17 protein-coding genes are annotated in these 21929 nt (G+C 37.5%); 5 read left to right on the top strand and 12 right to left on the bottom strand.

Going from position 1 to position 21929, the window contains the following annotated elements; genetic code table 11:
• The first annotated feature begins 114 nt into the window (after positions 1-114).
• Positions 115-585 carry an Lrp/AsnC family transcriptional regulator gene (locus CBW18_RS06725; protein WP_029284374.1) on the top strand — a complete coding sequence of 157 codons (471 nt, stop codon included), beginning with the start codon at positions 115-117 and terminating at the stop codon, positions 583-585.
• Positions 586-872: 287 nt separating this feature from the next.
• Here CBW18_RS06725 and CBW18_RS06720 read toward each other — a convergent pair whose 3' ends face one another.
• The 3 genes from CBW18_RS06720 to CBW18_RS06710 all read right to left on the bottom strand — a co-directional run bounded on the left by CBW18_RS06720 (position 873) and on the right by CBW18_RS06710 (position 2795).
• On the bottom strand, positions 873-1529 hold the full coding sequence (locus CBW18_RS06720) for an alpha/beta fold hydrolase (protein WP_088300541.1): 657 nt from the start codon (positions 1527-1529) through the stop codon (positions 873-875).
• The gene (ung, locus tag CBW18_RS06715; protein WP_088300540.1) at positions 1529-2209 is read right to left on the bottom strand and encodes a uracil-DNA glycosylase; all 681 of its coding nucleotides are present in this window, start codon (positions 2207-2209) and stop codon (positions 1529-1531) included. Before ung ends, CBW18_RS06720 begins: the two co-directional genes overlap by 1 nt.
• Before the next feature lie 67 nt (positions 2210-2276).
• A complete protein-coding gene (locus tag CBW18_RS06710; protein ID WP_088300539.1) occupies positions 2277-2795 on the bottom strand; it encodes a thioredoxin family protein in 519 nt (172 codons plus the stop codon).
• Between the two features lie 116 nt (positions 2796-2911).
• Between CBW18_RS06710 and CBW18_RS06705 the strand changes: the two genes are divergently transcribed.
• From CBW18_RS06705 to CBW18_RS06695, 3 genes are all read left to right on the top strand, one after another.
• Positions 2912-3451: a DUF2892 domain-containing protein gene (locus CBW18_RS06705; protein ID WP_088300538.1), complete on the top strand. Its 540-nt coding sequence runs from the start codon at positions 2912-2914 to the stop codon at positions 3449-3451.
• A 150-nt stretch (positions 3452-3601) separates the two neighbouring features.
• Positions 3602-4849 carry a sodium:proton antiporter gene (locus CBW18_RS06700; protein ID WP_029284363.1) on the top strand — a complete coding sequence of 416 codons (1248 nt, stop codon included), beginning with the start codon at positions 3602-3604 and terminating at the stop codon, positions 4847-4849.
• Between the two features lie 310 nt (positions 4850-5159).
• Entirely contained in the window at positions 5160-5714 is a 555-nt protein-coding gene (locus tag CBW18_RS06695) for a pyridoxamine 5'-phosphate oxidase family protein (RefSeq protein ID WP_088300537.1), read from the top strand.
• Positions 5715-5812: 98 nt separating this feature from the next.
• Here CBW18_RS06695 and CBW18_RS06690 read toward each other — a convergent pair whose 3' ends face one another.
• From CBW18_RS06690 to CBW18_RS06650, 9 genes are all read right to left on the bottom strand, one after another.
• Positions 5813-6025, bottom strand: coding sequence for a hypothetical protein (locus CBW18_RS06690; RefSeq protein ID WP_088300536.1), 213 nt, complete (start codon positions 6023-6025; stop codon positions 5813-5815).
• A gap of 120 nt (positions 6026-6145) precedes the next feature.
• Positions 6146-7855, bottom strand: coding sequence for a lysine--tRNA ligase (gene lysS, locus CBW18_RS06685; RefSeq protein ID WP_088300535.1), 1710 nt, complete (start codon positions 7853-7855; stop codon positions 6146-6148).
• A 95-nt stretch (positions 7856-7950) separates the two neighbouring features.
• Entirely contained in the window at positions 7951-10230 is a 2280-nt protein-coding gene (locus tag CBW18_RS06680; protein WP_088300534.1) for a GH92 family glycosyl hydrolase, read from the bottom strand.
• A 54-nt stretch (positions 10231-10284) separates the two neighbouring features.
• Entirely contained in the window at positions 10285-12495 is a 2211-nt protein-coding gene (locus CBW18_RS06675; RefSeq protein ID WP_088300533.1) for an alpha-N-acetylglucosaminidase, read from the bottom strand.
• A gap of 1 nt (position 12496) precedes the next feature.
• Positions 12497-13723 (bottom strand): acyltransferase family protein, encoded by a 1227-nt coding sequence (locus CBW18_RS06670; RefSeq protein ID WP_088300532.1) that lies wholly within the window; start codon positions 13721-13723, stop codon positions 12497-12499.
• A 3-nt stretch (positions 13724-13726) separates the two neighbouring features.
• The gene (locus tag CBW18_RS06665) at positions 13727-14707 is read right to left on the bottom strand and encodes a tartrate-resistant acid phosphatase type 5 family protein (protein ID WP_088300531.1); all 981 of its coding nucleotides are present in this window, start codon (positions 14705-14707) and stop codon (positions 13727-13729) included.
• Between the two features lie 96 nt (positions 14708-14803).
• Positions 14804-16402, bottom strand: coding sequence for a RagB/SusD family nutrient uptake outer membrane protein (locus CBW18_RS06660; RefSeq protein ID WP_088300530.1), 1599 nt, complete (start codon positions 16400-16402; stop codon positions 14804-14806).
• Positions 16403-16414: 12 nt separating this feature from the next.
• Positions 16415-19417: a TonB-dependent receptor gene (locus CBW18_RS06655; RefSeq protein WP_216359204.1), complete on the bottom strand. Its 3003-nt coding sequence runs from the start codon at positions 19415-19417 to the stop codon at positions 16415-16417.
• 100 nt (positions 19418-19517) lie between these two features.
• The gene (locus CBW18_RS06650; RefSeq protein WP_088300528.1) at positions 19518-20405 is read right to left on the bottom strand and encodes an inositol oxygenase family protein; all 888 of its coding nucleotides are present in this window, start codon (positions 20403-20405) and stop codon (positions 19518-19520) included.
• 399 nt (positions 20406-20804) lie between these two features.
• On the opposite strand from CBW18_RS06650, the gene CBW18_RS06645 reads away from it, so the two are divergent.
• Positions 20805-21812: a LacI family DNA-binding transcriptional regulator gene (locus CBW18_RS06645; protein ID WP_088300527.1), complete on the top strand. Its 1008-nt coding sequence runs from the start codon at positions 20805-20807 to the stop codon at positions 21810-21812.
• Positions 21813-21929 lie beyond the last annotated feature (117 nt).

Raw genomic sequence — 21929 nt, 5'->3', positions numbered from 1 at the left:
AATTATATTTTTAGGTAAATCTAAAAATAATTTATTAAAATTTATTAGATAAATTATGTTAAAATTTAGAATTTAATTTGGTTATGTTTGTGTTCTCAATACCTTTGAATTTATATGGCATCAGAATTAGATAAAATTGATTTTAAAATTTTAAGAATTTTACAAGAGAACGGCCGCATTACGAATTTGCTACTATCTCAGGAAATCGGATTGTCTCCAGCGCCAACACTAGAACGCGTTCGTAAATTGGAAACGGCTGGTTTTATCAAAAGCTATCATGCCCTGGTAGATGAAGAGAAACTTGGTTTAGGTATTAAAACTTTTATCCAGATCCAACTGGATTTTCATAAAAATAATACGATTCAAATCTTTTTGGATGAAGTGAATCAGATTAAGGAAATTACGGAATGCCATCACGTTACCGGGCAGGCAGATTTTCTTTTGAAAGTTTATGTGAAGGATATTAAATCGTATGAGCGTTTAATTATGGAGAAGATTAGTAAAATTTCTGTAGTTAAAACTTTTCAAACAATGATGATCATGTCGACTACAAAGAAGGAACCTATTGTGCCTTTGGAATATTAACTCCAAAAACTTAATTGCCAATCATTAAGCGAAGCAACTTAATAATACGGCTGGTCGTCATTGCGAACCGAAGGGTATGGCTTAGCAAATGGAGTGAAGCAATCTGATTCGTGAAAAGAGATTGCTTCCCCGAGATGTCGGGTCAGGCTGTCGTTCCTCCCCACAAAGACGATCATCTCGTGGATTCATCATTGCGAACCGAAGGGTAGGACTTAGTAAGGGAGTGAAGCAATATAATTCTTGAAAACAGATATCTTCGTCGTTCCTCCTCTTATTGACAAAATCAATTAAAGGAACTCCGAGATTAATTCATCAATAATTTCTGAAATTTCCCTTGCGTTTTGATAAACCATAAAATGTGTTCCATATTCAATTGTGAAATCAACCGTGGCACTTTTAGAATACAAAATTCGATCATGATTACCATGAATTTGAATCAGATTATCTGGTCTAATATTGTTTTTCCAGGTTATAATACTGGCGATTGCCCATTTTAAAAATACAGGGTCGGTATCTTGTATAATTTTGGTTAATAAGTTTTTTTCTTCAGTAGATTTAATACCAAAAAAGAAGTTTTGACTGAACTTGTTTGACGACTTCATTAGGTTTGGTGGAATTAATCTTATCAAATGGAGTTTGCCAGCCAATCTGTAAAGAAAAGGTAATTCGTTACTTAATATTGTACTTGATATGGCTATTGTCATTAAAGGTTTTAAAATCTTTGAAATTTCAACAGCGATCATTCCTCCAAATGAAACGCCAACCAATATAAATGGTGATGAGACGTCTATAATTTCACTCAATCGTTTTGCATAATCTGGAAGTGATTCTCTTTTTAATGGCACGATCCAATCTACATGAATGATACGAATCCGTTCATCAAGTTTAATTTTGGAGAAAATTCTTTTATCGGCACCTAAACCACTAATAAAATAAGCGTTCATTAAGCGGGCAATTTCCAGTCAATAGGTGTTAAGTTATTCTGGATCAGCAACTGATTTGCCTTTGAAAAATGTTTTGATCCAAAGAAACCATTATAAGCAGAAAAAGGAGAAGGGTGAGCCGCAGTGAGCACATAGTGTTTTTTCTGATCGATTAAGGAAGCTTTTTGCTGCGCATATTTTCCCCAAAGTAAAAAAACAAGGTGTTCACGCTTTTCAGAAAGGGATTTTATAATCTCATCGGTAAAGATCTCCCATCCGCGATTCTGATGTGAACCGGCTTCGGCGGCACGAACAGTCAGTGTGGCATTTAAGAGCAATACACCTTGTTCTGCCCAATGCATTAAGTTTCCGTGTGGTGGTGATTTAAAACCTTCAATATCAGTTTCTAATTCTTTGTAAATGTTTTTTAGGGAAGGTGGGATGGTCATGCCGCGTTGTACAGAAAATGAGAGGCCGTGCGCCTGACCAACTCCATGATAGGGATCCTGACCTAAGATAACCACTTTAACCTGGTCAAAAGGAGTGGTATTCATGGCCCTAAAAATATCCTGACCTTTCGGATAAACCGTTGCACCTTTTTCCTTTTCTTCCTTTAAAAAAGATTTTAGATTTTTCATGTAATCTTTCTCAAACTCTTGATCTAAAACGGCTAACCAACCGGTTTCTAATGCAGCAGACATAATGTATATATTAATTAAATTTAGGCTGATCTAAGTAAGATATTAACTCCAATCAGATTGAAATAGTTTATGATTTCTTTTTGTAAATAGCCAATAAATCTCCTTCGAGTGTTGTTTTCGGACCTTCAACAATTCTGCCCAATTCTATTCCTTTTTGATCATAAATAATAAATGTAGGAACCATTTTAATATCCAAACCATCTATGATTCCATTTTCAGCTTTCTTATTTCCGTCAACCGCAATAAATTCAATATTCTTTTCTTTAACATGTAACGCATCCATGATCTTCAAAAAGTTTGGAACATTTACCTTACTGTCTCCACACCAGGTACCAAAAACGATTTTTATTTTTTCCTTTTTAACCAGCTTTTTTAATTCAATCATGGTAGCAGCGTCTGGGGTATATGCTGCATACAATGGTTCGTACATCTCTTTAAATTCCGGAAAGGTAACCATGCCATCCCGGGTGCAGGCATTAATCAGAATATCTTTATTGTGAACCTGATCATGTATTTTTTTATTTATTTCTTGTGCGGAAACATTCATTGCGGATATGATTAATATAATAGTGAAGAGTTTTTTCATGTTAAAGAGGAGAATTGTTGTATGAGTGAAATTTTTAATGAAATTATTATTTTAAAAACTAATTTCTGCCATTTAAAAACGATATTTGCAAAAAAAAAATAATTAGAATAAAATTTATGCCAAATATTATCAGATTAATTGCGGGGTTTGCTTTACTGGGTGGCGCAGTAGCTTTATTTGTTTTTGGTTTCTGGCCTTGGGGCATCGTTTCTATTTTATTAGGCCTAATCGTATTGGTAACTTATTTCTTTAATGAAAACATGTTATTGGCACAATGGTTTTTAAGAAAAGACAATATGCCTAAAGCAAAAATGTTTTTGGACCGGATTACCAATTATGAAAGGCAGTTAATTAAAGTTCAGCATGGATATTACAATTTATTGGTGGGTTTAATTGAAAGCAGAACATCGCCAATGAAATCTGAAAAATACTTTAAAACAGCTTTAAGCTTAGGGATGCAGATGGATCACAACATTGCATTGGCTAAATTGAGCCTGGCCGGAATTGCGATGGCTAAACGTAATAAACGTGAAGCAACACTTTATCTTGCTGAAGCTAAAAAGGCCGATAAGAATAAGTTATTGGCCGATCAGATTAAACAAATGAAAGATCAGATGGGCATGATGGACAAACAGCAACAAGTTCGTTATCGTTAATTGATATTATATCAAGATTAAGGGAGCCAAATGTATTTGGCTCCTTTTTTTATGTTTATAAACGGCTTATTGATGTCATAATCTAAAAATAATTTTAGACGAGTCGAAATTATTTAATATTTTGGGGTTTTACCGGTACTCAATCAAATTATGGAATTATATTACTCCTTTTCGGTGCTTATTGTTTTAGCATCATTTTTTTCTTATCTAAATCTCCGATACCTCAAACTTCCATCTACCATCGGAATTATGATCATTGCGATGATCAGTTCAATTGTATTGGTTTTAACGGGTAGTTTATTTCCGAAAACTTTCGATCATTTTTCTACATTGCTTCAGGATGTTGACTTCACGGAGGTGTTAATGGGGGCAATGTTAAACTTTTTGTTATTTGCCGGTGCCATTCATATTAACCTGGTTGATTTAAGGGAGCAAAGGGCACCGGTGATTATATTCTCAACGGTAAGTGTTGTGATTTCAACCTTTGCTGTCGGTGCATTGGTTTTTTATATTGCGCCGTTCTTCGGTTTTAAAATTCCTTTCATTTATTCCTTATTGTTTGGTGCGCTTATTTCCCCAACTGATCCTATTGCCGTAATGGGTGTGCTTAAAGATGCCAATGTGCGTAAGTCACTGGAAACAAAAGTTGCTGGAGAATCTTTATTTAATGACGGGGTGGCTGTAGTAATTTTTGCTGTAATCCTTCAACTGGCACAGGGCAGTGATATTGATATCAGCGCGACCAATATTTCATGGTTATTAATTAAGGAAGCCTTGGGCGGCTTTGCTTTAGGAACTATTTTAGGTTTAGGGGCTTCCAATGCCATGCGGAAAATTGATGATTATAAAGTTTCGGTATTAATCACCCTTTCAGTGGTGATGGGTGGTTACCTCATTGCCCATTCCATTCATATTTCAGGGCCTTTAACCATGGTTGCCGCTGGGATTGTAATTGGTAACTATGGAAAGAGAACCGCCATGTCTGCCGTTACAAAAGATTACCTTAACAAATTCTGGGAACTGATCGATGAGATTTTGAATGCCATTTTATTCCTGTTTATCGGATTCGAACTGCTGATTATTCATAACATTACCGACTATTGGTTAATTGGTTTATGTTGTATCATCATTGTGTTGTTTTCCAGGTTCTTATCTATTTATATTCCGGTGGTGCTTATTCCGTTTAAAAATAAATTTAGCAGCGGTACCATTAAGGTTTTGGTTTGGGGAGGTTTGCGAGGAGGGGTTTCCATTGCTTTGGTTTTATCTATGGATGAAGGCCCGTATAAGCCTTTGTTGGTAGGGATAACTTATTTTGTAGTGGTATTCTCTATCATTGTGCAAGGTTTAACGGTGGGTAAACTGGCTAAGAGAGTGCTTTCTGTGGAAGAGGTTTAGTGTGTTTGATGTTAAGGATTTGGGATTCTATTTGCAATTTCATATCATAAAGCTTGTTAGCACAAGTTTGCTGTTATGAAGTATCTCTAACCTGTGGAATTTGGATGCTCGTTCACTCACGGCACTAAATCCCCGGATTGCTGCAATTACTTGTTCTTTAAAAGGAGTATACATACCCTTCGGATAAAAGATTCTGAATCCAGATGAGGAGGACGGGCGAGGGATATAAAAGATTTTGATTCAAGTTCATTTCTGAAATAGTTAAAACCAAATCAAAAAATATTTTGTAGTCTATAGAAAATATATATCTATGGCAACATCACAAGAAGGAAGTACTAATCATACTCAGGAAGAAGATAACATTCAGGATTTAGGGGGAAAAGAAGCTGTTGAAAAACTTAGAAACCTCGCAGAGAAGGCAGAGAGTTGTTTTTTCTGTACCAATATCAAAACGGGGGTGCCTCTATCAGTAAGGCCTATGGCCATTCAGCAGGTTGACGACGAAGGCAACCTTTGGTTCATGAGTTTAAAGGATAGTCATAAAAATGATGAAATTTCATCTGATCCGTTTACGCACCTTTTATTTCAGGCTGGCGCACATTCTGGCTTCGTGAATATTTACGGAATTTCAGAGATCAGCAGAGACCAGGCGAAAATAGATGAGTTATGGACTCCGCTACTTAAAACCTGGTTTCAGGGTGGAAAAGAAGATCCAAATATTACCCTGATCAAAGTTATTCCTTCTGAAGGTTATTATTGGGATACGAAAAACGGTGCTGCTGTTGCTTTCTTAAAAATGGCAGCCTCTGTAGTAACCGGAAAAACAATGGATGATTCAGTAGAAGGATCTTTAGATATCGACTAAAACTAAAATCATTCAAAGTTAAAGGTTAAAAGGTGCACGTTTAGGTTCAGCTCATATTTTAAGATTTTAACCAGAACTTGTAACCCGAAACCTTTAACTTATTTATCATCTAGGTTATCATAGCCTTCCAGCTCTTCTCTCTGAGATCTTTTGCTTAAGATATCGTCATCGTCATGCTGTGTTCTGGAGAAAAATAAGGCTTCAGCCTGGATTCTCTTGATCAGTTGGCGTACCAAAGTTAGATCAAATGCATCTTTACTTAGTTTGATGCAATATTCTCTTTCGTTAATTTCTAAACTTGAAGTATTCATATGGCAGTGATTTAGTTATCAATTGCCGTAAATATATAAAAGGCCTGCTAAACAGTTGTTAGCAAGCCTTTTAATTTTATGTTATGTTTTTGTTAAGATGCATTACCTCATGGTATACGTTTATTTATGTGAAAGGAATAAACCATCATCTGTTTTAGTTACTTTTAAAATACCTTTTGAAGTTAATGCTTTTAAAGTAGTATCCCATTTCTTGTTGCTCCAGTCGGCTAACTTACTTTTAATATCTGTTAAAAGATGTTGCTCATCTTCATTGATCAGTGAGTAAAGTTCTGTTTCCTCAGCAGTCATCTCAATTTTCTTTTTCTCCGGGCGCATTTGCGGGAAGAACAATACTTCCTGAATGGTACTCTGATTGGTCATTAACATCACAATACGATCGATACCAAAACCTAAACCTGAGGTAGGGGGCATCCCATATTCCAGTGCACGAACAAAATCATCATCCATGGCCATGGCTTCAGCATCACCACGATCAGCAAGTGTTAACTGATCCTCAAAACGTTCTCTCTGATCAATGGGATCATTTAATTCTGAATAGGCATTGCCAATTTCTTTACCATTTACAAATATCTCAAAACGCTCTACCAAACCTTCAGCTGAACGGTGTTTTTTAGCCAACGGGGTCATCTCAATAGGATAATCAGTAATGAAGGTTGGCTGAATTAAATTGGCCTCAACCTTAGCACTGAAAATTTCATCGACTAACTTGCCTCTACCCATAGTAGAATCAGTTTCAATGTCTAAATCTTTGCAGGTTTGAATAAGTTCATGTTCCGTCATGGCAGAAACATCTATACCGGTATATTTCTGAATGGATTCATACATGGTAAGCTTCTCGTATGGGCCTTCAAAGTTGATGTCATTTTCGCCCACTTTAACCACAGCAGATCCATTGGTAGCAATAGCTACTTTTTCTAAACATTCTTCTACCATAGCCATCATCCAGATATAATCCTTATAGGCTACATAAATTTCCATAGAAGTATACTCTGGATTATGTGTGCGGTCCATTCCTTCATTACGGAACATTTTCCCGAATTCATAAACACCATCAAAACCAGCAACAATTAATCTCTTTAAATACAATTCATTTGCAATACGCAAATAGAGCGGCATATCCAAAGTATTGTGGTGTGTGGCAAAAGGACGTGCGGCAGCACCACCGTGAATGGGCTGTAAAATAGGTGTTTCCACTTCCATCCAGCCTTGATTATCGAAATAATTACGCATCGAGTTAATCACCTTACTGCGCTTGATGAAGATTTGTTTGTAATCCGGGTTTACCGTTAAATCGACGTAGCGCATGCGGTAACGCAATTCAGGATTGGTGAAACCATCGTATACGTTTCCGGCATCATCACGTTTTACAATCGGTAATGGGCGCAAGGATTTAGCTAAAACCTTAAATTCGGTTACGTGTATAGAAATTTCTCCGGTTTGGGTGGTAAACACATAGCCTTTTACACCGATAAAATCTCCAATATCCAATAACTTTTTAAATACGGTATTATATAAGGTTTTATCCTCATCCGGACAAAGTTCGTCTCTTTTTAAATAAACCTGGATACGGCCCGTTGAATCCTGTATTTCAGCGAAGGATGCAGCACCCATGATATTACGGCCCATAATCCGGCCCGCTAAACTTACCGTCTTATAAGCAGTTTTATCTTTTTCGTAGTTTGCTAAAATATCTGCGGCAGTTACATTAATGTCGTAAGCCTCTGCCGGATAAGGCTCTATACCTAACTGACGTAATTGTTTTAATGATTCACGTCGTAATATTTCTTGTTCTGATAATCCTATACTCATTTCGGGTATTTTTTGCAAAAGTAATGATTTTGGAAATATAATCGCACCTGATCAAAATATTTCATTCACCTGATTCCATAAATAATACTGATCCGTTATTTTGACAATGTTGGCTTTTCCCGGAGGTAAAAAGTCAGGAAACCTCCACTTACTAATTGTTGATGCGTGATCTCATTTTTGCGCATGATTTTTCCATTTAACATAATCTTCGAAATGTAAATGGCATTTTGGGTTGATCTTACCGTTTTAATATTTAATTTTTTACCTGTATCGAAGGAAATGATCATTTGATTAAAAGAAGGACTGGTGATTTGATACATCCCGGAAACCGGATCCACAGGGTAAAATCCCAATGATGCAAATACATACCATGCTGACATTTGTCCTGCATCATCATTTCCACTTAAACCGCCTGCACCTTCATCATATTCTTCATCCAAAATTCTGGACACCTGTTTCTGTGTTTTCCAGGGACTAGAGGTATAGTTATATAAAAACGGAATCTGATGTCCGGGTTCATTTCCGTGCCAGTATTCTTTCTTTAAAAAAATAGAATCCAGTTCGTTTTCTAAACTTTTTTTGCCACCCATCAGCGAGATTAATCCGGGCATATCATGAGGTACATAAAAGGTGTATTGCCTGGGTGTTCCTTCTGTAATATAAGGTTCACGGTGATCGGGAAGATAGGGTTTGTACCAATTGCCATCGCTGTATTTACCTCTCACCATTCCAACTTCATTATCAAAAATATTTTGATAGTTTAATGATCTTTTGGCCAGTAAATTATAATCATTTACCTTTCCTAAGTCTTTCGCTATTGTGGCAAGTGCATAATCATCATAAGCATATTCCAGTGTTCTGCTTACCTGCTCCTTTTTGTGAAAAGCATGGGGAATACTGTCTTCCATTGGAATGTAGCCATATTTTAGATAGCTGTTGATACCGCGTCGGCCTTTACCATTCAGGTAATCTGCAGAATCCGGCATTTCAAAAGCATTTTGCCGCATTAAACGATAGGCTTCTTTTACATCATAATCCCTGATCCCTTTTTGATAAGCCGAAGCAATAAAGGCCGTGCTATGATCGCCGATCATGGCGGCAGTATAGCTATTCCAACAGGGGAAAATAGGAAGCCATCCGCCTTGACTTCCCTTCAATATTAATGAATTGACAAAAGAACTGGCCAGTTCGGGATGGAGCAATTCAACCAGCGGTAATTGTGCCCGGTAAATATCCCACATGGAAAAGTCATCGTAGTAGCTGCCTTTATTTAGCTGTTCTGTCTGATAGTTGCCTGCAAAGCGGGGATAGGTGCCATCAACATCATTAAAAAGCCTTGGATGTTGCTGGGCATGATACAAAGCCGTATAAAAGATTCTCTTCTTTTTTTCATTGCTGTCATTGATTTTAACTTGCGCTAAAGATTTTTCCCAAACTGCTTTGGTGTTTTTTCTTACCGCTTCAAAACCAGCAGAATTGATTTCTTTTTGGAGGTTTGCCTTTGCCGCTGCAATGCCGGTAAATGAGGTTCCTGAGTAAATTACGAGTTCTTCGCCCTTTTGAAGTTTAAACCCGGCGAATACGCCAATATCTTTTTTATTGCCGATGGATGGCTGATTTGAAACCGCTCCTTCAGTATAGGTGCCACTTACTGTGAATGTCCTTTTAATCTGAATAAAGAAATATCCACTGAAGCCGGCGGGTTGTCCCCAACCCTGATAAATCCGGTGCACCGGATTATAACCTGAGATTTCACCTTTTTTCTGATCAATTTTAATAAATCCTTTATGTTGATCACTGTTCGGGCTGATTAAAATATAAACACTGTCAGTTTTTAGTGCGGTAATCCTCATTACGCCACTGCGAAGGGTAGCTGTAATTTCGGTTTTAAGCTGATGTTTTGGCAAAATAATGCTGTAATAATCAGGCCTAGCCACTTCATTTTGATGGCTGTAATTATCAGCCACCTCATTCCACCTGGTTTTTAGTCGGCCTGAGGTGGGCATGATCGTGAAACTTCCATAATCTTGCGTACAGGAACCACTAATCCAGTGTGTAGCCCTGAATCCGTAAATTTTCCTGTTGTTATAATAATAGGGTGCAAGGCATTTTGTTTCTGTAAGCTGTGTTTGCGGCGTCCACTGGGTCATGGCGAATGGAGGCGCAACCGCGGGTATGGTATTCGCTAACCTTTCCGTTTTATCTTCGATATGTTGACTGGCCAATGTGGTACTGGCTGAAGTACCTGAAAATGGTTGTACATACTTTACAAGAGATGGCGTTTGGCTATAAGAGAAATAGCTCAAAAAGATAACCTGTAAGAAAACTATTAAAAGGATATTGATACCGTATTTAGTGCGATGTTTTTTTATCATGGTATTCAATACGGTATCTTTTTTTAATGGGTTAAATTACAAAGGAAAATGAGGTTATTGATGTGCTATAGCCATTAACTTACGGTATTTCTGGTACATTTCAATTGAAGTATTTACCGGGTTACCGATAGGTTGAACGGAATAATCTTTTCTCTGGTTTACCCATTTCCATTCCCAATCACTTACCTCTTCGTTAAATTTTTTAAGGTCTAAAGTTGTTTTTTCATTTAATGATTTTACTGCACGGTTAAAGAAAAGTTCCCATCGTGGTTTATAGAAATCATTTAATAATCCGCTCCATTGCCTGCAGGCGTATTCATTAAGCGGACTTTTCTTATCGCCCCAAAGCGTGATCAAGTCTTTAGCGTTGAATTCATACCGTGCCCTTTCTTCCGGATTCGTACCCCATTTTCTGGCTTCGCTTACCCATGGTCCAAGCAGGAAATCCTTTCTGGTGGCGAGTAGTTTATCCATATCTGTAATAAGCTGAAGAAAGTTTTGGCTTTCCGCATTAAACTTTTTAAGGTCTTTGTTCAGGTAAGCATCAACCACTTTTCTTTGAACTGAAAGTGCATAATTGGCCATTACCTGGCGGGTTACATCCACAATATCATATTGAAAACCATCGCTTTGTTTACATGTTGGTGCTGCTTTTACAAACTCATCCCAGGCTGGTAATAAATCACGCTCATTATAATTGAGTGTTGTTTTGGCCCAGCGCGTAAGTGAATCAAAAGTCGGCCTGGCCTGGATAATGGATTCCGCACCATCCCTTATGTATTTATTTTCAGGAACGGTATATACTGTTTTTCTTAAAATTCCCCAGGCTTTTAAGGCATTGGGGTTTTTGTTTCCGTATCTATTGAACACGAATTTTGGTAACCAGGTATTCAAATCAATAGGAGTGGATTGCCAGGTATTTTCCATCATCAGTTCATACAGGACAGGGTTTTGCTCAATGCCTTCCATCGTTAGGCCAATTCCCTTCATCTTCCCACTCTTTGGATCATTTAGGGCCTGGGCCGGAGCAGTGGCCACTACATCCATTCTACCAAACAGGTTAGTGTTTCCACCAAAATTATGGAGCATATTCCAGATCCAGGGCTTGCCATAAAACCCTGCTGTGCGTTTCCAAACCGGTTCTATTTCTGTTGCCAGATCAAGCAGAATCATCTTGTCATTTGGAACAGCTTTTAAGAGTGCTTCTGTTTGTGCCTCTTTCCAAAATTTTCTATCACTGTAAAAAAGCCATCCCTGCATTACCCAAACAGCTTTCGGATCTGCTGCCGACATGCCATCATATATTCTGGCGCTTAACTTACTCAAAAATTCAGGTTCGGCAGATGGCGGTTCATTTTCGTTGAAAGTATCTGCAGAGTAGAGGTGATCGGTACCTAACATTTCTGTTTGTTTTTGCAGGAATTTTTTTCCAATCATCGCAAACATCGGATCTTCTGAATCCAGAATGTACGTGTCAGCAAATCCATTGGTCCAGTTGGTAGCCTTTAGTTTAGCATTAGGGAACTTATTTTTAAATGCCGCTGGTACATGACCGGTAAATGCCGGTAATACAGGTTTCATTCCCAATGAACGTTCTCTGTTTAAAATTTTCTTTTGCAATTCGAAGTGGCTCTTCATCCATGATACCGGAAGCGGACCGCCCCAGCCATCTATATTACCCATCCAAAACCACGAAAAATAAGCTGGCCCGGTGAAAAAGCCTTTAAGCTCTTCATCCGAAAATCCCATTTCTTTGTAAAGTAAATACCAGGTGTATTCCTCACCAGTAATCGCCAATGGCATATTAATGCCATGTAAGGCCATCCAGTCGATTTCTTTTTCCCATCGTTCCCAATCCCACCAGCTCATACTGTAATTAAAAGTGCAGTAGTTCAAATAATACCGATATTCGTAAGGCGTTTCTTTTCTTACTTTTTTTGCAACCATCGGAAGCGTTTTAGGCATATTCATATTGGTGCCATTCCAGGTAATCTGGCAATGTGCATATTCGGTGAGGTAATAATAAAAGGCAGAAGCCAGGGCTACACCACTGCTTCCCCTTAAAATAATCTTCTTATTTCTGCTTTCTATTTCGAAAACATCCATTCCGTTCTTAGCAGCTATACTTTCAGTAATAAAGGAATTTTGTAATTTAGGTAGTACCCGTTGAATTAAGTGCTTAGCAGATTCAACATCATTTTGCGACCAACCTTGGCGGGAAGTCAGAATGAAAAGTAAGGCAGCGAATATAAATTTTAATTTCATGTTAGATTTTTAGGAACCACTTTTTATCGTAAAGAAATTTTAACAGTAATAATTGTACAAGCAAAACACCTGTCCATAAGCCCACTTGTTGCCAGGCCATTGGCATATCGCTGATGAGTCCTCCGAAAAGAAATTGTGATGTAGATTCAAAATTGAAAAGGCCATGTGCACAGATATAAATGAGAATGGAATTGGTACCTATCCAAACAAAAGGCATACTCCATTTTTTTAGTGACTTTACATCAATGATGTAATAGAAGATGGTGAAAAGTAAAATACTCCAACCGCCTGCAAAAAGGACAAAAGAACTGGTCCACATGGTTTTGTTAACAGGGAAGAATAATCCCCAGACTAAGCCAGCAATTAAGCATAAAGTACCGGCAATAAATAAACCTGCCAGCTTTTTGGAGGTATTTAAAAGAGGAGAGGCAGACTTGATAAAAGTACCAACAAAAATACCCATCATTGCAGAACAGATTGCAGGGATGGTACTGAGCAAACCTTCTGGATCATAAACCACCCGGTGCAATTTACCTGGTAATAACAACCTGTCTATATAGGCGGAGAGATTACCTTCTGGGGTTAAAATGCCACCGCCAAAATGCGGTACAGGCACGTAAACCATAATCAAATAGTAGGCTATAAGAATAGAAAAAAACCAGATGATTTGCTTAGGTAGTGAAAAATTGAGGTAAATTAATGCTGCAAAAAATGTTGATAGGCCAATTCTGGCCAGTACACTGGCAAACCTGGTATTTTCATATCCATTCCATTTAAATAAGCCATTTACAATGATACCCAATAAAATTAAGATCAGTGTTCGCTTTATTAAAGCTTTGTAGATGGCTTTTGATGAATGATTTCCTGCTTTCTTCTGGTCAAAATATTTCTGATAAGAGAATGGCATGGATACCCCCGAGATAAAAATAAAAAGCGGGAAAATAAGGTCGTAAAAGGTAAAGCCATTCCAGGGTGAATGGTGTAACTGATTGCTGATATTAATTAAGATCCGCTCCAACATAGATAGGTGCTCATTTGTAGCGATGGTCCAATCTTTAGGGTTTTGCACCAATGCGTATTTTTCTTTTACACCATTTGCCAATCCATGAAAAATGCCTTCGCCACTTACAATCCAGAACATGTCAAAACCCCTTAATGCATCCAGTGAAATTAACCGTTTGCTTTTCTGATCAGGTAATACTGCTGTGGTGATTGGTAAAGTGTCCATTTATTATTTTTTGATGAGGGTATTGTAGATGATATAACCTTCATCGTTAATTACTTGTACCCGTAATTGGTTATTGGTAACCGAAAATAACATGAAGCCATATTCTGAAGCCACCATTTGTGCATCGGGAATTAGTTTTACCGGAGTTTTTTCAGATGCTGCACCAGATATAAAGTGATGTGTTTTGCCTTCTGGTTTAAGGTATTGCAAGCTATGTTCATGACCGGTAAGATAAACATCTACGCCATAACGATCCAACATCGGTTTAAGCGAACTTCTAATGGCTTTGGTGTCATATCCATCTGTTCTGCTACCACCGGTATACATGGGGTGATGGCCAACCACAATTTTCCATTTAATAGAAGGATCTTTATCTTCCAGGGTTTTAGCCAGCCAGCGTTTTTGCGCAGTGGTATCCTGACCTTTTACATTAGGACCATACTCAGCATTTTTATAAAATTCCGGAATAAGGGGATTGGTATCTATAAACGCAACTAAAACCTGACTGTTGAGGTCGCCATTAATTGGGAATTTTTTGGCAAAGTAACGGGCGGGCATTTTCCATCTCCGGCTGATTTTTGAATAAGCTACCTGTGCGTCCGGATTAGATTTATAATCATGATTACCTAAAATTACATACCAGTCCCACTGTAATGAAAAATCAGTATAAATATCCTCAAATGAATACTTAAAAGATGGATCCTGCGGACTAATCACACCACTGGGATAGAAATTATCACCTGTAGAGATGATAAACTGTGCTTTTACATCAGCCGCAGTCATACCCATCTGTTTAGCAACCTGTTTTTGATGATCGGCGCCATTACGACCCCAATCGCCCATGGCAATAAAGTTTAAGGCAGCAGGTTCTTTAATTAATGATTTGGTTGTGATATTGATTTCTGCCGGAGATTTTGTTAAAACCTGTGCCTGTAATAAGGCAGAGGCAAATAGTGGGAAAAAGAAAAGTAATCGTTTAATCATAGAGATGAATTTGGGTAATTTTTCTGAGATAAGCTGTAATGAAGAAGAACTTTCTCTAAATAGTTTTCAGAGAAAGTTCTTTATCAAAAATTAAATTTAGTTGTAACCAGGATTTTGTTTAAGTTTAGGGTTTAAGATCATAGCTGATGCTGGAATGGGCATCAAACGATGGAAGGTTTGTGCATCGGTTTTAAAGCCCCATTTATCTTCATATTTCCCAAAGCGAATCATATCGTTCCGGTGCCAGCATTCCCACGACATTTCTCTGCAGCGTTCTTTATATAAATCTTCCAGCGTTAATGATGTCCAGGCTGGTGATGTGGTACGAACCGCTCTTAGTTGATTAACCAAAGATAATGCAGTCTGACCTAATGTAGGTGATGCACCTCTAAGTATCGCTTCAGCTTTCATTAGCAAAATATCAGAATATCTGAAAACCGGTACATCATTATTCTGGTTTCTGCTGGATGAGGTGCTGTCACAGTAAAATTTATTATTTCTGTATCCCATATTCCAGGCAATTTCATCATTTCCTGCGTCAAAAGGCCTCGATGCATCTCTTAGGGTAACATCAGGTGTGATATTCACCTGATAGGTAAGTGCAGCTGAACCATCAGAACCTGCATAAAATTGGTCATATCCTTTTTTTGTGGTAGGTACTGTTACCGGTGAGCCATCATAATAAGTCTGCAATCCCTTTATCCATTGTCCATTTCTTTTATCATTAGGATCATTGAAATTAGCATAATATTCAGGCAAGGTACTCATTGGTGCACTTGGCGTAAATTTTAAGCTGTATTTTTTCTGTAGGGAACGAGGCATGGAGTAACGCGAAAAAATCATGGTACCATTACTAAAACCCGGATCGAAAGGGATTGCGAATATAAATTCTTTGATTTGCGGCCCATTATCAATAAAGAACATCTTTTTAAAATCGCTTTCTAAACTATAAGGAGAACCTGAAGCACCAATAATGGCATCGCACATGGCTACCGCTTCATTGTATTTTGGTGTATTAATATAAACTTCTGCATTCAGGTACATTTTGGCCAGAATAGCATAGGCTGTATATTTATTCGGGCGGCCATAGGTAGCAGCTCCAACAACATTACTTAAATTAGGCAATACTTCTTTGAGTTCTGTTTCAATAAAGTTGAAAACTTCCAGGCGAGATTTGGTTTCAGGCGGCGTTGTTTGCCCGAAAGTGGTTACAACAGGAATATTGCCCCATAAATCCATCATCATGAAAAATGCCAGGGCTCTGGTAGCCCTAACTTCTGCTACTGCTGCTGTTTTTCCCTGAGATTCAGGCGCGTCTTTCAGTAAGAACAAGCTTTGATTTGCTTTACTGATGGTTGCGGAAAGCCACGACCAGCCACTATTCACATGGCCGTTATCCTTATTCCAGGTATGCTTATGATGGTTTTCAAATACGCCACCATCGTACCAGTTACCGCCCCTGGCCGGCATAATCGCTTCATCAGTACTTAAGGACTGCATAAAGAAATAATCGGTACTCCAGTTTTGGCGAAGCTGTACATATACCTGACCGGTTAGCTGTATAAAGTGTTGGTCTGTTTGAGGAAATGTTTCAGGCGTTAGCTGTGTTTCCACTTTCAAATCCAGTTTATGGCAAGATGTTAACAGGCTTAGAGATAAAGCTGTACCTGCTATGTATTTAATAAGATTTTTCATCTTTTGTATTTTTTAATTAAATGATACGTTTAACCCGAATAAAAATGTTCTGGTTTTAGGATAAAAGTTATTGGTATCTACCCCTGGAGCAGTACCGCCCTGGTTGATCTCCGGGTCGATGCCTTTATAGCCCGTAATTACAAACAAGTTATTAGCTGTAGTATACAAACGGATAGAATTTACACCAGGAATAACTCCCTTCTTAAAAGTGTAACCTAGTGTAGCATTATCCAGACGCAGGTAGCTTCCGTTTTCGATAAATCTGCTTGAATATTTATAAGAGTTGAAATCAGCTGTTGACTCATTTTCAACCTCTACAGGAATATTGGTGAATTGGGCAGTGCTCGGTCTGAATAAATCAGCACGTGTAACGTTCATAATTTTAACGCCTAATGCCGCTCTCATAAATACACTTAAATCAAAATTCTTATATCTGATATTGTTTGACCAACCCAATAAAGCTTTCGGTTGTGCATTTCCAAGAATATAATAGTCTGTTTTATTAAGCAGGTTCTGTGTTTTTATGTTTCCTGCAGCATCATAATACTGTGAAACACCATTGGCATTTTTACCTGCATATTTATAAGTGAAAAAAGTTCCGATTGGTTGGCCTGGCTTAAGTATTTGCAAGGTAGCACCACTTTGTCCTGCGCCGTCAGGAGAAACGGTAAGCCGATCTTCGATATTGAATCTACTATCATCAGATAAGGTGATGATTTTATTTTGATTATGTGCCAGATTAAATCCGGTAGTCCAGCTGAAGTTATCAGTGCTTACTGGTGTACCGTTTAAAACCACTTCAATCCCTTTATTACTCAGTTTACCCACATTGGCAGTATAAAGTGGCCCTGGATACAAGTTATTATCTACAGGAAATGTCAAAATCAGGTCTGTTGTTTTTTTATCATACACGTCTACTGATCCGGTTAATCTGCCATTAAATAGTCCGAAATCTAAGCCAAGATTGGTTGTAGCGGTTCTTTCCCATCTTAAATCAGGGTTTTCATTTTGGATTGCACCATAGGCACCTTCTCTTGGCGAACCGTTATAATAAAATTGTCCTACCTGTCCATAAATGAGTTTAGTAGTCAACGGGGCAAAACCAAGCGAGTTACCGGCAATACCATAACTACCTCTCAATTTAAGGGTTTTGATAACGCCTGCGTTTTTAAAGAAATTTTCCTGATCAATGTTCCATGCTGCACCAACAGAGGGATAATAGCCCCAAGTTTCATTTATTCCGAATACATTAGACCCATCTCTTCTGATCGATCCCTGAATGAGGTATTTGTTTTTATAATTATAATTTACCCTTGCAAAATCAGAAATCATCAAAATTTCCTGATACGTTACATTTGGATTAAAATCGACTCTAAAATCAGTTACCGCATACGGGTTTCCCAAACTTAAATTATTATAACTAACCTGGTTAATTGGAAAATTTGTAGAGGTAGCCTGAAAACCATCATTATTTAACGATTGCTGATAAGAATACCCAACCACGGCATTAATGTCATGGTCGCCAAATTTTTTATTCCAGGTTAAATACGTTTCTATAATTTTATTGGTGTTTTGATAGGCATTTCTTACTGCCAAACCATCTTTACCCACCAAGGTTACAAAGGATGGAGTTGCAGGTGGCTCTGGCGTATTTCTAACATTGTTATACCTGGAAGTATAAATGCTATTATAAAATGCACCGTAAACGTTTTGGCTATTCTGGTATGATGCTGAAACATCGTAAGAGAAGCCGAATGGTAATTTTAAGTTAACAGTTAAATTCCCTAAGATATTTTTATTCTTTAAGTTCTCTCTACCGTTTTCAAGCATAGAAACCGGATTGTAATAACTGGTCTGGATTAAGTTATCGAAATAAGACCCATCTGCATTCTTTACCGGCGATGTTGGCAGGTAGGTAAGCATTTGCGAAAGTACCGTATTGCGATACGGAACCAGATTAGCGTTGGTTATAGAATTGCTAATGTTCAATCCAATTTTTAACTTATCATTTAATGCTTTTTGTTCAATTCCGATGCGGCCGATAAATCTATTTAAATCACTAGTTTTAATAATTCCATCTTGTTTAAAATAATTTAAGCTGGCATTGTAAGTAGTCTTGTCGGTACCTCCACTTAAAGAGATATTATGATTATATGATAAAGCATCGCTTCTTTGAACCTCATTTTGCCAATTGGTATTGGCACCTTTATCATTTGCTGGGGTAAGGGCAGAATTGTTCTTTGCCAGAAATGCCTTCAATTGATCAGCATTCATCATGTCATATCGATTAGATACGTTTTCAATACCAAAGTACCCATTGTAAGTAATTTGTGTTGCACCTGCAACACCTCTTTTGGTGGTGACCATAATTACACCATTTGCAGCCCTGTTACCATAAATAGCGGCAGCGGCAGCATCTTTCAGTACATCGATTGAAGCAATATCATCTGGCGCAAGAATAGAAATATCTGCACCAACTACGCCGTCAATAACAAATAATGGCGATTGCGCACCTTCACGAAGGGTTGATGCACCACGCATAATGATTGCTGCATTTTGACTTGGATCTCCACTTCTGGTAATGTTTAATCCCGGTACTTTACCTTGTAACATCTGGCCAATATCACTAATTGCACCTTTATTTAAATCATCACCTTTAACCGTAGAGATAGAGCTGGTTAATGCTTTTCTTGAACTTTTACCATAACCTACTACCACCACATCAGTTAATGAAGCGGTTGATTCGGTAATCATTACCTGATAGGTTGACGGTGCACCTACGGTAAGTTCTTTTGTTTGGTAACCTAAAAAACTAAAAAGGATTTTATCGCCGGTTTTAGCAGAAATGCTAAATGAACCGCCGGCTCCTGTAGAGGTAACTTTTTCCGTTCCTTTTACGGAAACTGAAGCGCCAATAATCGGTTGGTTAGTGTTGTCTAATAAATTTCCAGAGATTTTTCGCTCTGATTGAGCATATGCAATATTAAAAGACTGCCCAATGAAAAATAGCAACAAAAATATGCTACTACGTTTTAAGCTGATCATTTTAATGCGCATGGTAGGGTAAAATTAAGTTCATAAATGGTTTGTTTTATTTGTTTATATTGTTTTTTACTTAAAATTTAATGGTAGCAGGCAGGTATTTTGCCACCAATGCCTGATAATACGGCTTTAACTCTTCCCAGCTTTTTTGGTTCGGGTTTTTGGAATACAAATCATATGGATTAAATAACCTTACCCATTTAAATAGCTCATGGTCTTTTTCATTCATCAGATGATCATAGGCATTTTCGCGGTGCTGCGCATAAAAGGAGTGGTAACGAAGCATATATAATCCCTGTTCCGGAAGGTATGGTTTCATCATGTGGTATACATATTCATCATGGCCCCACGACATATGCACCTGATCCAAACCACAGTTTTGGGTATATACACCCAGTTTGGTTTGATAAACGGGATTGTTAAAATCCGGATTTGCACTGAAAAATTCTGAATAAACAATTTTATCTGAATAGGCACAGCCCACCGGAAAGGTATCTCCAACCACTGCCCACTGTGGTTCACCATATAAGCAAAGTACTTTTCCCATATCGTGGATCAATCCCACTAAAACCATCCAGTCCGGGTGCCCATCATTGCGTATGGCTTCAGAAGTTTGTAAAAGATGCTGCATCTGATCTAAATCTGTATCCGGATCAGAATCATCAACGAGTTTATTTAAGAAATCAAAAGCACTCCAGATGGGCATTTCTTCTTTATCAAACTTCAAATAATCAGCTTTTTTCTGCTGCACAAAATCATAGGTTTGGTAAGTATGGTTCAACCGGTAAAATTCTCTTACACCATCTTTTTCAGTTTCTTCATAATTTCTGAACTGATCTTCCTTTTTATCTGCATTAATGCTGGTTGGATCAGGATAACGGACTAATAAATCTTCTTCCCATTGATCAAGGTTTTTTAAAGGATTGTGATCATCCTTCGAAACTATATTTTCGTTTCCCATAAGATTAGAAATGATTTGGTTAAATTTTTTATGGTATAAAATTGAGTTTTTGAATGCTTAAATTTTCATGATCAAGGGTTTTTATTTACTTAAACGATTACGTAAAATCAGATCAAACCTACTAGTAAGGAAATTAATTGTTAGATAAATATTGTTGAATTTATGGTTAGTTTGCTTATAGTCAGTGGGTTTTAATAATGTCTTTCCTGTTTTGGTTGAAGTATTATTGTGACAATTATTTTATATTTTCGTAATTGAAATCAGATAAGGTTAAGGGAATTAGTATTTTTATGAAGTTCAGCCGGTTATCGCTGATAAGTTCATTTCATATTCGGCACTTCAAGAATGGATTTTGGAACTATCTGAATAATAAATCAAACAAAACATAAATAATAAAGAATGTCTGGAGAGGTTAATATTAAGCGATTGGCACAGGAACTCAATATTTCTATTGCAACTGTTTCAAAGGCACTTAATGATAGCTACGAAATCAGTTTAAAAACAAAAAACAGGGTTTGGGATCTGGCCAAGCAGCTCAACTATACGCCAAATCCTGCAGCCAGTAATTTAAGAAGTAATAAAACTAAAACCATTGCCGTAATCATTCCGTTTGTGGCGAATAATTTCTTTTCGCGCGCCATCAAGGGGATTGAAGAAATTGTCAGAAAATATGGCCATCATGTACTGATTTATCAAACCCACGAAGACATTGAAATGGAAATGTCTTTCATTAATAGTTTGCTGAATGGGAGGGTAGATGGGATTTTAACATCAGTATCAAGCAGCGAATACAATGGCGATTACTACAAAAACCTGGTTAAGAAAGTACCTTTGGTTTTTTTTGACCGGGTTTATAAAAATCTTGATGCCTACAATGTGACCACTGATGATTATGAAATTTCATTCGACGCAACCGTTCATTTAATTGAGTGCGGTTGTAAAAAAATAGCTTATCTGTATGGTTTAGAAAATTTGCCTGCCGGTAAAGCCAGGTTTTCAGGTTTCAAAGATGCCCTTGAAGCCAAGGGATTAACGGTAGATACGAATTTGATTATTAAATATGTAAATGATGAGGAACAAAATCTGCATCAGATCAGGGCATTATTAAGTCTGCATCAGCCAGATGCCCTTTTTTCATCAATAGAAGAGTTTGTCATTCCTGCCTACACGGCATGTAAGGCACTCCGGTTCCGGATTCCGGAAGATATTAAAATTATCAGTTTTTCTAACCAGGCTACGGCGCACTTGCTCAACCCCGCATTGACAACGATTACACAACCCGCCTTTGAGATTGGGCGTGAAGCTGCCATTTGTTTGTTTAAAATTTTAAATAAAAAAGGCCATGGTGATAACCAGGATATTATCCTTAAATCAACATTGATTAAAAGGGAATCTACCAGTTGCTGAATACCTGAATAGTAAAATTTATCATCGCTTAACCGAAAACGTTTAAGTAATTAAATAAAAGCATTCGGCAGTTAACATTCAATTTTTTTCTGATTTTTAGAAAAAACCAAATATATA

Origin of the sequence: Pedobacter sp. AJM, assembly GCF_002197755.1 — a bacterium.
In the GTDB taxonomy this organism is placed as follows: Bacteria; Bacteroidota; Bacteroidia; order Sphingobacteriales; family Sphingobacteriaceae; genus Pedobacter.
This window is presented reverse-complemented; position numbering and strand designations above follow the sequence as displayed.

What these genes read in the sequence shown, in the direction of transcription:
- CBW18_RS06700 (WP_029284363.1), top strand. Translation starts at nt 3,602, where the DNA reads ATGGAATTATATTACTCCTTTTCGGTGCTTATTGTTTTAGCATCATTT.
- CBW18_RS06650 (WP_088300528.1), bottom strand. Translation starts at nt 20,405, where the DNA reads ATGGGAAACGAAAATATAGTTTCGAAGGATGATCACAATCCTTTAAAA.
- CBW18_RS06720 (WP_088300541.1), bottom strand. Translation starts at nt 1,529, where the DNA reads ATGAACGCTTATTTTATTAGTGGTTTAGGTGCCGATAAAAGAATTTTC.
- CBW18_RS06710 (WP_088300539.1), bottom strand. Translation starts at nt 2,795, where the DNA reads ATGAAAAAACTCTTCACTATTATATTAATCATATCCGCAATGAATGTT.
- CBW18_RS06675 (WP_088300533.1), bottom strand. Translation starts at nt 12,495, where the DNA reads ATGAAATTAAAATTTATATTCGCTGCCTTACTTTTCATTCTGACTTCC.
- CBW18_RS06670 (WP_088300532.1), bottom strand. Translation starts at nt 13,723, where the DNA reads ATGGACACTTTACCAATCACCACAGCAGTATTACCTGATCAGAAAAGC.
- CBW18_RS06645 (WP_088300527.1), top strand. Translation starts at nt 20,805, where the DNA reads ATGTCTGGAGAGGTTAATATTAAGCGATTGGCACAGGAACTCAATATT.
- CBW18_RS06695 (WP_088300537.1), top strand. Translation starts at nt 5,160, where the DNA reads ATGGCAACATCACAAGAAGGAAGTACTAATCATACTCAGGAAGAAGAT.
- CBW18_RS06665 (WP_088300531.1), bottom strand. Translation starts at nt 14,707, where the DNA reads ATGATTAAACGATTACTTTTCTTTTTCCCACTATTTGCCTCTGCCTTA.
- CBW18_RS06705 (WP_088300538.1), top strand. Translation starts at nt 2,912, where the DNA reads ATGCCAAATATTATCAGATTAATTGCGGGGTTTGCTTTACTGGGTGGC.
- CBW18_RS06660 (WP_088300530.1), bottom strand. Translation starts at nt 16,402, where the DNA reads ATGAAAAATCTTATTAAATACATAGCAGGTACAGCTTTATCTCTAAGC.
- lysS (WP_088300535.1), bottom strand. Translation starts at nt 7,855, where the DNA reads ATGAGTATAGGATTATCAGAACAAGAAATATTACGACGTGAATCATTA.
- ung (WP_088300540.1), bottom strand. Translation starts at nt 2,209, where the DNA reads ATGTCTGCTGCATTAGAAACCGGTTGGTTAGCCGTTTTAGATCAAGAG.
- CBW18_RS06725 (WP_029284374.1), top strand. Translation starts at nt 115, where the DNA reads ATGGCATCAGAATTAGATAAAATTGATTTTAAAATTTTAAGAATTTTA.
- CBW18_RS06690 (WP_088300536.1), bottom strand. Translation starts at nt 6,025, where the DNA reads ATGAATACTTCAAGTTTAGAAATTAACGAAAGAGAATATTGCATCAAA.
- CBW18_RS06680 (WP_088300534.1), bottom strand. Translation starts at nt 10,230, where the DNA reads ATGATAAAAAAACATCGCACTAAATACGGTATCAATATCCTTTTAATA.